Annotated in this window: 10 protein-coding genes; all 10 read right to left on the bottom strand. The window is 26.9% G+C overall.

Annotation, left to right across the window (positions count from 1 at the left end; all coding sequences use genetic code 11):
- Positions 1-3 precede the first annotated feature (3 nt).
- On the bottom strand, positions 4-1,164 hold the full coding sequence (locus tag ABEG63_RS16695; protein WP_267431554.1) for a glycosyltransferase family 4 protein: 1,161 nt from the start codon (positions 1,162-1,164) through the stop codon (positions 4-6).
- Positions 1,165-1,186: 22 nt separating this feature from the next.
- Positions 1,187-2,224, bottom strand: a complete 1,038-nt coding sequence (locus tag ABEG63_RS16700; protein WP_346586344.1) for a glycosyltransferase — start codon at positions 2,222-2,224, stop codon at positions 1,187-1,189.
- Positions 2,224-3,090, bottom strand: coding sequence for a glycosyltransferase family 2 protein (locus tag ABEG63_RS16705; protein ID WP_346586346.1), 867 nt, complete (start codon positions 3,088-3,090; stop codon positions 2,224-2,226). The genes ABEG63_RS16700 and ABEG63_RS16705 overlap by 1 nt, the downstream gene beginning before the upstream one ends.
- Before the next feature lies 1 nt (position 3,091).
- Positions 3,092-4,177 (bottom strand): EpsG family protein, encoded by a 1,086-nt coding sequence (locus tag ABEG63_RS16710; protein ID WP_267401720.1) that lies wholly within the window; start codon positions 4,175-4,177, stop codon positions 3,092-3,094.
- A 93-nt stretch (positions 4,178-4,270) separates the two neighbouring features.
- Positions 4,271-5,110, bottom strand: a complete 840-nt coding sequence (locus ABEG63_RS16715; protein WP_346586348.1) for a hypothetical protein — start codon at positions 5,108-5,110, stop codon at positions 4,271-4,273.
- The gene (locus ABEG63_RS16720; protein ID WP_267401723.1) at positions 5,111-6,370 is read right to left on the bottom strand and encodes an oligosaccharide flippase family protein; all 1,260 of its coding nucleotides are present in this window, start codon (positions 6,368-6,370) and stop codon (positions 5,111-5,113) included.
- A 34-nt stretch (positions 6,371-6,404) separates the two neighbouring features.
- Positions 6,405-8,765 (bottom strand): polysaccharide biosynthesis tyrosine autokinase, encoded by a 2,361-nt coding sequence (locus ABEG63_RS16725; RefSeq protein ID WP_346586349.1) that lies wholly within the window; start codon positions 8,763-8,765, stop codon positions 6,405-6,407.
- A 46-nt stretch (positions 8,766-8,811) separates the two neighbouring features.
- Positions 8,812-10,116 (bottom strand): nucleotide sugar dehydrogenase, encoded by a 1,305-nt coding sequence (locus ABEG63_RS16730; protein WP_346586350.1) that lies wholly within the window; start codon positions 10,114-10,116, stop codon positions 8,812-8,814.
- 64 nt (positions 10,117-10,180) lie between these two features.
- Positions 10,181-10,999, bottom strand: a complete 819-nt coding sequence (locus ABEG63_RS16735; protein ID WP_267401727.1) for a polysaccharide biosynthesis/export family protein — start codon at positions 10,997-10,999, stop codon at positions 10,181-10,183.
- A gap of 37 nt (positions 11,000-11,036) precedes the next feature.
- Entirely contained in the window at positions 11,037-12,965 is a 1,929-nt protein-coding gene (locus ABEG63_RS16740; protein ID WP_346586352.1) for a nucleoside-diphosphate sugar epimerase/dehydratase, read from the bottom strand.
- Positions 12,966-13,068: the final 103 nt, after the last annotated feature.

Consider the following 13,068-nt stretch of genomic DNA (forward strand, 5'->3'; position numbering starts at 1 on the left):
AAATTAAATATTTACAAGAGATTCAAAAAGGTTTTCCCATTCCTCCATTATTTTTGATTTTGAGAACTCTTGAGACTTATTTTTAGCATTATTCCCCATCATCATTCTCAAGTCTTCATTGCGAATAATATCTGTTAATTTTTCGGCAAATTGCTCTATATTTTCTTTTTCTACCAAAATACCAGATATATTATTTTCAATAATCTCCGCCGGCCCTTGAGGACAATCAAAACTTACTATTGGTAAACCACAACTTATTGCCTCTAATAAAACTAAAGGAAAACCTTCATATCTAGAGCTGCATAAGTAAAGTGAGCTCTCTAATAATTTATTCTCTATTTCATTTGTTGAACCCTTAAGTTCAATATTTTCAACTTTTTTTTTAGCAATTTTTTCTTTTAATTTATTTTCCCATTCTCCCTGTCCATAAATCTCAAGTTTCCAATCTTTATTATATTCTTTTATTTCAGCCCATGCATCAATTAACATATCGAACCCTTTTTGAGAATCTAATCTTCCAATAGCAATGGCTTTTTTATTTTTAAAATTTGATTGAGACTTGGTTTCAATAAAAGAAAAATTATAAATCTGCTCAACATTTTTATTTGTATTAATCCAATCTTGTTTATCCTTTTTTGTTAAAACAATTAATTTATCTAATTTTTTTGTTTGATAAATCAATTGCTTTGTTCTTAAAGTACCAATAAAATTGTTAAGTAATGAGTTTTTTCTAGCTATCAAAAATTGTTTTCTTATATCTTTTGCGAAATGTATTTCACAGATTTTTTTACAGTTGACATCTAAACTGGATAAAAACTCTAACTCTTTCCCTCCTAATGATATACAAATATCAATTTTATTTTCTATAATAAAGTTTTTAAGTTTAGAATTATAAAGCTTTAATAATTTTTTCGTCTCAAGATATTTTTTAATTAAATTATAATTAAAAAACATATTAAAATTTAAGTTCAAATGTATAGTATTAACTCTTTTATCTAAAAAGAAATAATTTGGTTTTTCCATTTGATCTGTCGTCATAATAGAAACGTCATATTTGCCCGTTCCAACCAAATGATTTATTTTATTAGTTAATATTCTTTCCATTCCTCCTGGAGCATATAAAGAAGGTATGAGATATAATAATTTTATTTTTTCAGGAATCATATTTATGATTAATCTTGGTTTATTATAATGTGGAATAAGCTTTGATTTGATCATTATCTTTTTTATTCAAGTTATAATTATTAATATTGTTAATATAACTCTCAAAATTCTCTTCAATCTTAGCTAGTGCTGTAAGAAAACTATCTACAGACATTGGATCAAAAGTCTCCCCACTTTTAATATCTTCCAGAAGTTCTGGGTATGACCCCACCCTATTACTTAGTAGCAAAATACATTTATTATATAAAGCCTCTTCTACAACTAGTCCCCAAGGCTCAGATAAAGAGGGAAGAATAAAAACATCATGTGTTGCATATATATCTTTTATATTATCATTCTTTACAAAACCTAAAAAACGAATATTCTTATTTGCTATAGACTTTAAATAGTTTTCATCCTCTCCCGTTCCAACAATTGTTAAAGACCTATCCAATTCGTTGAAAATATTAATTAAGAATTCTACATTTTTTAACTTGATCAATCTACCAACAAATAAATAATTTAATTTCAATGACTTAGACTTAATAAAATGAAGTTTTTCCTCACTTTTTTTTATGATTCCAACCCCTTTCGTAATTTTTATATTTCCTTTAAAACCCATTTTCAAGAGAACTTCCTTATGTATTTTACCTGAAACTATTGCCGATGAAAATCTGTTTATAATCATTCTTTTTATAAAAAATTTTACTCCCGATAATTTACTTTCAAAAGCACTTTCAGTCTGTAATATATTTTTATTTTTAGGAAAAAGAAAAGATAATAATATTAATTCCGGTAAAATATATCCTCCATAAACAATTTTTTTAAAATGAAAATGTTTCAATAATTTATAAACCTTATAAAAAGTCAAACTTTTATTTCTTTTATCTACATCACTATTATTAATTAAAACAAAAGGAAAATTACAATCATTACTAAAATCCTCATTAATAACAACCTGAGATGTAAGTCCTAAGAAAATTACATAAATATTTGTATTTTTAGCAACCTCATTATATAAATTAATTTTATAAAATGATGGACAATTATTTATTATAATTAAATCAAATTCATTATTCATTATAATATTTTTCTTAGTGATTTAATATAGGCTTTTGATTTATTGACTCTATCTGTGTTATTTAATAATGTAAAAATCATCAAATGTATCTTAAGTTCAATTATTCTTAGATTTAAATATTTTCTTAATCCTAAATTATGTTTATTAAAATATTGTTTTAATGACTGAGAGCCAATATCTAATAATTGTACATTAAAACTTTCTTTTTGCTCCATAAGATGGATATAAGACTTAGAATGATCATAAATAACTTTTTTATTACTTGCATTTAATCGTCTTGCAACATCTGGCTCTTCAAAATACATAAAAAAAGATTCATCATACATTCCAATACTTTCAAAATCTTCTTTTCTAAAAAAAACGAATGCTCCTGATAGAGAATGCTTATATTGATTAAATTTTTCTTTTTTATTATCTATTTTATTAATAATACTATAAGTGATTGGAAAAAATAATTCTGGTAATCGAAAAAAAGAAAAATCGCCTGCATTATTTATTTGTTTAAATCCTAGAGAAGCTACGTTATCATTATAAAATGTTTCAATTACTTTAGCAAATAAAGGTTCATTCAATCTTATATCCGGATTCATAATTGCTATTATATGACCTTTAGATTTTCTGATACCGACATTATTTCCTTGTCCATAGCCGAGATTTTTATTTTTAATAAAAATCACCTTATTAGAAAAATGTCTTAATAATAGTTCTTTTATTTTCTTTCCCTCATCATCAGAACTATTATCTACAACTATTATTTCTATTTCATTTTCTTTGATATCATTATACCTAAAAATTGACTCAATACATTTTAATATTAAATCAGATGAATTATAGGTAACAATTATGATAGATAATTTGACTTTCATGCTAAAATAAAAAAAGATTTAAAAGCTTATTAGATGTAAAAATTTTTATAATATCTTCACTACTTCCTCCTCCTGCAATAAGCTCAGTAAATACATACATATAAAACAGGAAAATAACTACTATACTTATAAATTTGATAACTAGAATTGCTTTCTCATCTCCATCATAATATTTCATAGAATAAAAAACAAATAAAATTTGAAATAATGTAGCTGGCATAATCATCCGATGTCCTACAACCTGTGTAATTAAAGCAACACCTAATAAGCATATATTCGTAATACTCATGATATATAAAAAATGATATTTTTTATCATCCGTGATATTACTATTTTTACTGATATTTTTCTTATGTAATTGTTGTATAAAATAAACAATTATAATATAAGGAAGAAAGGTTAATAATCCGCCTAAAAAAGAAGATTGTAACTCGGAGACGAAATAACCTATAAACCTAACTTGTGAAAAAGCAGCTGCTCCTACCCCTACAATGAATAAAGTAACTAATAATATTATAATGGTAACAATTACCAATTTTGATAAAATCTTATCTGTTTTTATATGAAAAAACGGAATTATAGCCACAAATGAGATAAGCCCATAATGATTTGACATTCCAAAAACTAAAAAAAATATGGCCAAAAGTAAGTTTCTACTTACATAAAAATAATAAATTCCTAAGCATACAGCATAAAATCCCATAAAATATCTCAATTGCGTAACGTAAAAAATGAGAATAGTGCTTATATGAAGGAGACTTATTAGAAATAACTTATTAGAAAATCTACTTATCAGAAATAATAAAATAAAGGTGTATGTAGAGATAAAAAAAAGATGTAGTTCTTTATAACCGTATTGATGTTTTACTAGATATGTTGCAGAAAGTTTAAAAAATGGCTCTAAATGATCCGGAATATTATATATCCAATATTCATAAAATTTTTTATCTGGTGTATAGTCAACAAAACCTAAAATTATTATTATAATTAAAAATATCATTAAAAAATTTAATATCTGACCAAGCTTAAACTTATCTAAAAATAAGCTCAAAATCAACATAAATATGAATAATTGTACTAGAAACATTATTTTTTCTTAAATATTTTTATTTTACTTCAATCTTATTTAATAATTCATCTACATTATGAAGTAAATATTATAATTCTAATTATTTTGTTATCAATAGGTTTTATTCACATTATTTTCTAACAATTTACCATTATTATCAAAAACCCAGCTTGTAGAAATATTATTCCCTAAATAATATTTTCTTTCTTCTTCTAAATCACCAGGTAATACATACCAACCTCCGTGCTTGGCTATATAATTTCCTGCAATTCTAATGGCTTTAGAAAAATTTGAAAAAAAATATGGATAATAACATGGTTTATAAAGAGCAAAAGTTGTATCTATTTCAGCTAAATAACAACTATCCTCAGATATTTTATTTTGCCAAAATTTATCTTCCCATTTAAGAACGTTCTTTTTAAGTGGATACTCATCCGGAATATCTGAAATATCAAGTGCAGAACCTACTTTTGTAATAAAAAAATGTTTCTTCTTAAGAATTGTAATCATTTTTTCTATAAACTTTTCAGGCATAACCTTATTCAAAATTACGTCTGCATCAGTCAAAAAATAAAAACCTTTGCAATAGGTATCATAAGCTTTCTTATTTTTATATAGAACTCTGTGTCCTAAATTTTCATTTAAAAGAACAACTTCAACCTCCTCAATTAGCATTAGTTTTTTATAATATTCTAATAAAGCGGGATAAGTAGAAGCATTGTCTAAAATTATTATTTTTTTAAAACCATTTAAAAGTAAATTTTCAATGTTTTTTTTAAAATAAAATAATTGATTATAATTAACGACAATTACCGGTATTTCAGCAGGATTTTTTAATTGCTTAACTACACTCTTATTAAAATACAAATTATAATAAAAAAAAGGAATACGAATGATATAATCTAAGTAATTTAGAAAAAACATTATTAATATTTTAATTTTTCGCAACATTTAATTACTTTTAAATAAGCTATAATTTCTCTTTTCAGTAGAATAAATATATCGAAGGAGTATATATATTTCTACAATCATAACAGCAAAGGCAGCCCCATAAGCTTTAAAAAAATAAATCAAAATGGGTGCAACAATAATATTTAAAATCCCTCCAGAAATGATAATTCTAGAATATATTTTATTTTCAGAAAATACAAGAAGAGTACATAACGCAAAAACACTATGCAAAAATAAAATTAATGGCAAAAATGAAAGAATCTTCAAAACTATATTAGATTGTAAGTTGTATTCACCTAAAACAATTATTAAAATATGCTTAGAAAAAATAACAAAAACTAAGCCTATAAAGGTAAAAATTAAACCACCAATTATTAATATTTTTTTATTATATCTCAAGACCAACTCTTTAGATTCTTTTGATAATATGGCCATTTTTGGATATACAATTTGTGAAATTGGCGAAATAAGCACTTTCACAGCTGATATTAATTTTTCAGAAGCGGAATAATATCCTACATATAGATTCCCATGAAAAAAGCCTAAAAATACGGAGATAGTGGTAGTATATAATGTCATCGAAACATTAGAAATAAATAATAACCATCCATCTTTTAAAGATTTTAAAATATCATTAGTGTTAATCCTTACAAATCTAAATCCATATTTATAATACATTGAAAAATATAATAACATTGATACGAGTAAAGTACATATACTATTAATTATTTGAAGAATTATATAATCTCCTTCTTTTCTTATAAATATAAAAATTAAACCTGTTTGTAATGTTTTTATTATAACGTTTGTAATTGTTATATTTTTTAAATTTTGGATCCCTTGAAAAAACCATACAGGATTAAAAGATTGTCCAGCTGCAAAAATAATTGTAATTAAATATAGAGATAAATTATTCTGTAAGTGATTATTAAAAGGATAAGTAAAAAAAAGAAGAGCAATACATCCTAAAAAAAGTATTGATTTTACACTTAGAATAATACTTATTATTTTATTAATAAGTAGTTTATTTCCGATATTAACAGAAATATCTTTTGTAGCAGAAATTATATACCCATATTCAACAATTATAATTATATATGCAAAAAAAGAATTAACAAAAGTGATTAATCCAAATTTTTCAAATCCCACTGTTCTTATTAAATATGAAAATGTAATAAATGGAAAAACATAATTTGCTATATTTTGAATTATTAAAAAAAATAAATTTTTAAAGTCAGTGTTATTAATTCTTTTCAACATTATAATACACTTAATAAATATGATTTTGATAATTTTACTTATTTAAAAGTTTTTCCCACCATTTTTTTTCTTCAGCATTATATCCATACCCATATTTATTTCCATATCCAAAATAACCATTTGGTACATCATTTAATACAAAACCAACATTTTTAATCTTATTTGTATCAATATTCTTATTTGCAAATTCTAATAAAGATTTTTCGGTATATCCTGATCTTGTAACATATATAGTAGCATCAGCAAGCTCTGCATTCAAAAATGTATCAGTAACCAACATTAGTGGCGCTGTATCCACAATTATATAATTGTATTTATTTTTTAGTTCATCCAATAGTTTTTCAAATCTACCATTAGTTAGTAACTCTGTGGGATTAGGGGGTATACTACCAGAATAAATTACATCTAAATTGGGATTAAATGTTGAAACAAAAACAATATCTGAAATATTTGTATTCTCATCATATAAATATTCAGTGAGCCCAATTAATCCTTTTCTCGAAGTATTATAACGTTGTAATTGGGGATTTCTAATATCCGCACCAATAATTACAGCCTTTTTACTTGGTGTCGCTAAAGTTAAAGATAGATTTACAGAAGTAAAAGTTTTTCCTTCTCCTTTTACTGTAGATGTTACAAATACAGTCTTACCTTTCTCTTTTTTAGGAAGCATAAAATTCATATTCGTAATAAGAATTCTAAAAGCTTCTGCCATAGGAGATAAATCATTTACCTGAATAATATCACTTTCTCCTTTTTTTACTTGTGGTAATTCTGCTAAAACAGGAACATGTGATAGTTTTTCTAAATCATGTTTGGTTTTAATTCTATTATTTAATAATTCGCTTAAATAAATAACTCCAAAAGGAACTAACAATCCTATCAGCAACCCAGACAGCAAGTATACCGTTTTTTTAGGAGCTACAGGAGCAGGTAATGCATAAGCATAATCTACGATTCTAGCTTTATTGGCTGTTACAGCTAATGAAATAGCATTTTCTTCTCTTTTTTGTAATAATAATAAATATAAATTCTCTTTGATTTGCTGCTGTCTCTCAATACTTCTAAATAGTTTTTCCTGAACAGGAATTTTTGTAATTTTTGTACTAATACCATTAAGTTCTCCTTGATATTGATCTTTAGCAAGCTGAAGACCTGTTCTATTCTTCAGTAAGCTTTCTGTAACAGAACTTCTAACTGTTGATATTTGTTTATTAAGATCAATTATTAGAGGGTTTTGAGGAGTAGCACTTTCTAACAATCTATTGCGCTCTAATACTAATTGATTATAAGTAGTAATATTAGCAACTGAAGCGGGATTATCCAAACCTACATTTGCTGGCAATACTTGATTAGTTCCTTGCTTATTTACAAAATTAATCAACATATTAGTTAGCTCTAATTGTGATTCGATTTCTATTTGTTTTGCTCTTGCCGAAGCAGAAGTTTCTAAATCTATTTTTGCTTCCGTTTCAAGATCCGTAATTCGATTGGTAGATTTAAACTTTTCTTTTTGGTTTTCTACTTGTCCTAATTCGCTAGAAATAATATTAATCCTACCATCTATAAAACTTTTAGTCTTATTAGATTCTGAGTTTTTGTCATTGATTGCCTCATTATTATAAACTTCTACAAGCTTATTAACAATATCTTTAGCTTTATTTATATTTGGATAACTAAATGACAGATTAATAACAGTTGCATCTTTATTTGCTAAACTTACACTTAATCTACCTTGCAAAGCATTAACAACATTATCACTAGGTGAATATGTAAAACTTATCTGTTCTAAATCTCCAGCTTCAACTTTATTGAATTGAGGATTGGGTGAAATAATTATATTAGCGTAGGGTAAATTAATTGTCTTATTAAAAGATGTTGATATTTCCTTCGATAATTCTTCTGAATTTAAATGAATATTATTTCCAGAAATCTTGATAAATATAGGTTTTTGAGGTAATTGAGCTAAAGGCTTATCTTGTATGATATGAATTATTATAGGAGAAGTGGTTTTATAGAGCTCTACATCTTTAAATTTTGATTTAGAAAAAATTGAGGTTTGCAGATGTAACTTCTCCACTACATCCTTCATTATTTTCTTTGACTTAAAAATCTCTATCTCATTTTCTATACTACTAGTGCCCATTCTTCCTAATCCTGATAGATCTTGCAAAACACCAAACTCACCCTCAGCAGATGGGGCGTTTTTAGCATCTTTTATAAGTACTGTAGATTGAATACTATAAATCGGCGTACTAAACTTTAGATAAAAATAAGTTATTATTAAAGAAAAAATAGGTACAATTATGAACCAAATCCAATTTCTTAAATATGGTTTAATAATTTCTTGAATATTAATTTCTTTTTTTGATTCTTCAGCTATCGAACTATCCATTATTTACCTTTATAATTTATTTTTAAATAATAATTTAAAATTTCACTTACAATCTAGCATCAACTAAATTTCTGTCTAAACAAGATTTTGTATCAAAAATTATAGCATTATCTTTTTTAAAAGCTGTAATATCTATTTTTAAAAATTCATCGTGAGATACAGCAATTATTATTGAATCATATTTTTTTTTCCCTTCTTCTAATTTATCCATAATACTAACACCATATTCATTTTCAACCTCTATTTTATTAGCCCAAGGATCAAAAACATCTACATTTATACCGTACTCTTTTAATTCTGTATAAATATCGAAAACCTTTGTATTCCTTACATCTGGACAATTTTCTTTAAATGTTATTCCTAATATTAATGCATCCGAATTCTTAATAATACCTCCCTTTGCTATAAGTAGCTTTACGACTTTTGATGCTATAAACTTTGCTATGGAATCATTTACTCTCCTTCCTGATAAAATAACATCAGGGTGATATCCTAGTTGCTCTGCTTTATGAGCTAAATAATATGGATCAACTGAAATACAATGACCACCAACTAGCCCTGGCTTATATTTTAAAAAATTATATTTAGTTCCTGCAGCTTCCAGAACGTCTGTAGTATCTATCCCGATTCTATCAAAAATTAATGCTAGTTCATTCACGAATGAGATATTAACATCTCTTTGAGCATTTTCAATGGCCTTTGAGGCTTCTGCAACTTTAATACTTGGTGCTTTGTGAGTTCCTGCTGTAATAATTTTACTATATAATAGATCTACTTCTTCAGCAATTTCAGGGGTGGATCCAGAAGTCACTTTTTTAATTGTTGTAAGTGTATTTACTTTATCACCAGGATTTATCCTTTCAGGAGAATAGCCAACAAAAAAATCCTTGTTATAAACTAGCCCAGAATATTTTTGTAGAATAGGAATACATACCTCTTCTGTACAACCCGGAAAAACAGTAGACTCATAAATTACAATATCACCTGTTTTAATAATTTCACCCAACATCTTTGATGCAGATTTAAGTGGCCTTAGATCTGGAGCATGGTAATCATCGATAGGTGTTGGAACTGTTACAATAAAAATATTGCATTGAGATATTTCAGTAAGAACAGAGGTTGCTTTGTACCCTATATTGCCATTTGATTTTCTGTACTCGGTTAAAGATATTTTCAACTTTTCTAGATCAGCTTCTAGAGTATTATCTTCACCATTATTTAATTCTTCAACACGATTTGTATTAATATCATAGCCTAAAACCGAATAATAATTAGAAAATTCTAAGGACAAAGGCAAACCTACATAGCCTTGGCCAATAACAGCAATCTTATATAATTTATTCTCATTCATTTAAGTAGTATCATTTTTTTAATTCAATCTCAAAGTAAAAACAATGAAATATATTTTCGTGTTTTTATTTCTTGATTAAACTGATAACAAGAGCAGCAGCAGTAAGAGCAATTGAAGCAGCCGTTAAATAAATACCTGTATTAGGATTTTGTTTAGAAGATAAATCTTTGGTATTATTAGCTGCAACTATAATTGCATCTCCTTGCTTCAAATTGTAATAAGGTGAATTTATTAAATTAGCATCTTGTAAATTAATTTTTCCGTGAGTTATTTGTCCGTCGACATTTCTAATAATTAAAATATTATCTCTTTTTCCAAAAGCCGTTAAATCTCCTGCTAAACCTAGAGCATTCCAAATTGTACCTTGCCCATTCGCTATAACATAATCACCTTGTCTATTTACTTCACCTAAAACCGTAACTCTAAAATTTGCTAATCTTATGTTTACTGTAGGATTAATAATGTAGCCTGTAAGCTTTTCTCTCAATTCATTTTTAAATTCTATCAGAGTCTTATTAATTGTATTTATTTTTCCAATAATAGGAAAGTCTATATTCCCATCTGTATCAACATTATATGTTGGCCCTGCAATAGTAGTCATACCTTGATTAGGTAAATTAGTACCTCCTGGAGTATTGGACTGAACTAGTTCTGATGAAGAATAACTCTGATTGAAAGGTTTTACAACATCCATATCTTTTGCAGTAATAAGAATCACTAATTGATCGCCAACTTGTATAGTTGAATTTGAATTTTTTATAGACGATTCTATTGCAACATTTTCTATATTTTGCATATAGTTCAAATCATTCTTAGCCTTCTCGTTTACTTTACAAGAAACCAAAACTAGTGCACAAAATATAGTTAAAATTTTACCCTTCATATTTTAAAAATTGTACAAATATACATTTATATTTTATCTATTTATCCAGCACCTCATATACAGAGTTATTACTCTTAAATTCAGGTACAATTGTCTTTAATAATTTTACAACTTCCACTTTATCTCTTCTGATAGAAGCTTTTGTTACTAAGTTTATTAATGAACTAATTTCTTTAAATTCCGCTGAAGGATCTTTAGAAATCATTATTTTTTCATTATGTGTCGGAAGAGTTTTTGTATTATCACTTAATAACTCTTCATATAGTTTTTCTCCAGGTCTTAAACCGGTATAAATAATTTTAATATCTGTATTTGGTTCAAAACCGGACAATTTAATCATTCTGTGAGCCAAATCTAGAATTTTCACAGGCTCACCCATATCAAATACAAAAATTTCGCCTCCTTTCCCCATTGTTCCTGCTTGCAAAACCAATTCACAGGCCTCAGGGATTGTCATAAAATATCTCACGATTTCCGGATGAGTAATCGTTACAGGCCCTCCCGCTTCAATTTGCTTCTTAAAATGTGGAATCACCGACCCATTTGAGCCTAAAACGTTTCCAAATCTTGTTGTAATAAACTTCGTGGTATTTCCTTCTACATTCTGTAATGATTGCACAAATAATTCAGCCGCTCTTTTTGAAGCCCCCATTACGTTGGTTGGGTTTACAGCTTTATCCGTAGAAACCATTACAAATCTGTTTACATGATACTTACTAGATAATGTTGCTATATTTTTTGAGCCTAAAACATTTACTAAAATTGCTTCATGCGGGTTTTCTTCCACTAATGGTACATGCTTATACGCTGCAGCATGATATACCATTGAAAAGTTATATTTCTGAAACAAGGGTTCAATCCTATGTTTATTGGAAACATCCGCCAAAACAAATTTAAATCTGATATGAGGAAATTTATCCTTCATCTCTAATTCTATATCGTAAAGAGGTGTCTCTGCTTGGTCTAATACAACGATTAAAGAAGGATTAAATTGTGCGACCTGTCTTACAATCTCACTTCCGATAGATCCTGCTCCGCCAGTAACAAGAACATTTTTATTAAAATGTCTGCTTTTAACTTCTTCATTTTCTATTTTAATGGGCTTACGATTTAATAAATCCTCAATTTGAAGATTTCTGATAGATCCACCCAAATCGCTATCTCTTAGCTTTTGTACAGAAGGTGACTTAAAAATTTGAAGGTCTTTCTCTAAAAATAAATTCACCCAAGAATTCATTTCATCCTTAGACATCATTTCTTTTATTACCAAAACCCCGTCTACAACAAGTTCTTCTTTTGTATTTTTTTCTATTCTTTCTTTGCCGAAAATAGGTTTTCCTAATAAAGATGCTCTTTTAGAATCTGTTCTCTGCGTCAAAAATCCTACAACTTGGTACGGTAAACTTGGGTTATCTAAAATAGCTCTTGCAATAGCAATAGACTGCTCATCAATACCTAATACAAGAATTCTCTTTTTCAATGCACTTCTTCTATATTCCCTCACCACCTGGAAAAATTCTTTCACATACAGCCTGAAAAGAAATAATCCCATAAATGAAATAATAAAATACAGAACCAAAAAAGAATTCATTATAAATTTAGTTCCAGAAGTCCAAAAATATAATGTGTTTACTGTGCCTACGATGAACATTGTACAAAAAGAGGCCAGTAATAATTTAAATAAATCTATAAAAGTAGAATGTCTGATAATACCCGCATAAGTCTTGAAAAAATACATAAAAAAAGTATTTATCAGAATAATCGATGCAAAGACCAAACTTTGATCGTCATGGTAAATAAATTCTCTCTGCGTAATTTTTTCAATGATGTAGGTTGAAAGAAATAAAGATATAACCAGAATAATAATATCTATAACAAGAATTATCCATCTAGGAAGGTATCTCACGTCTGAAAGGTTGACAACGTTATCCCCAGCAAATATTTTTTTTCTAAGAGACTTGTACATTGTCTTTATTTGTGTTCATATTTAATTAGTTGTAAAAAATCCGTCAATTCAAAAAAGTCAGGATCATGTGCGATGCAAAATTAAGATAAAATTTTATCTATTT

This window comes from Chryseobacterium sp. C39-AII1, from assembly GCF_039672645.1.
Taxonomy (GTDB): Bacteria; Bacteroidota; Bacteroidia; order Flavobacteriales; family Weeksellaceae; genus Chryseobacterium.

Bases quoted from the DNA above. Each gene is read 5' to 3' on its own strand.
- ABEG63_RS16695 (WP_267431554.1), bottom strand. From the start codon at position 1,164: ATGATTCCTGAAAAAATAAAATTATTATATCTCATACCTTCTTTATAT.
- ABEG63_RS16700 (WP_346586344.1), bottom strand. From the start codon at position 2,224: ATGAATAATGAATTTGATTTAATTATAATAAATAATTGTCCATCATTT.
- ABEG63_RS16705 (WP_346586346.1), bottom strand. From the start codon at position 3,090: ATGAAAGTCAAATTATCTATCATAATTGTTACCTATAATTCATCTGAT.
- ABEG63_RS16710 (WP_267401720.1), bottom strand. From the start codon at position 4,177: ATGTTTCTAGTACAATTATTCATATTTATGTTGATTTTGAGCTTATTT.
- ABEG63_RS16715 (WP_346586348.1), bottom strand. From the start codon at position 5,110: ATGTTGCGAAAAATTAAAATATTAATAATGTTTTTTCTAAATTACTTA.
- ABEG63_RS16720 (WP_267401723.1), bottom strand. From the start codon at position 6,370: ATGTTGAAAAGAATTAATAACACTGACTTTAAAAATTTATTTTTTTTA.
- ABEG63_RS16725 (WP_346586349.1), bottom strand. From the start codon at position 8,765: ATGGATAGTTCGATAGCTGAAGAATCAAAAAAAGAAATTAATATTCAA.
- ABEG63_RS16730 (WP_346586350.1), bottom strand. From the start codon at position 10,116: ATGAATGAGAATAAATTATATAAGATTGCTGTTATTGGCCAAGGCTAT.
- ABEG63_RS16735 (WP_267401727.1), bottom strand. From the start codon at position 10,999: ATGAAGGGTAAAATTTTAACTATATTTTGTGCACTAGTTTTGGTTTCT.
- ABEG63_RS16740 (WP_346586352.1), bottom strand. From the start codon at position 12,965: ATGTACAAGTCTCTTAGAAAAAAAATATTTGCTGGGGATAACGTTGTC.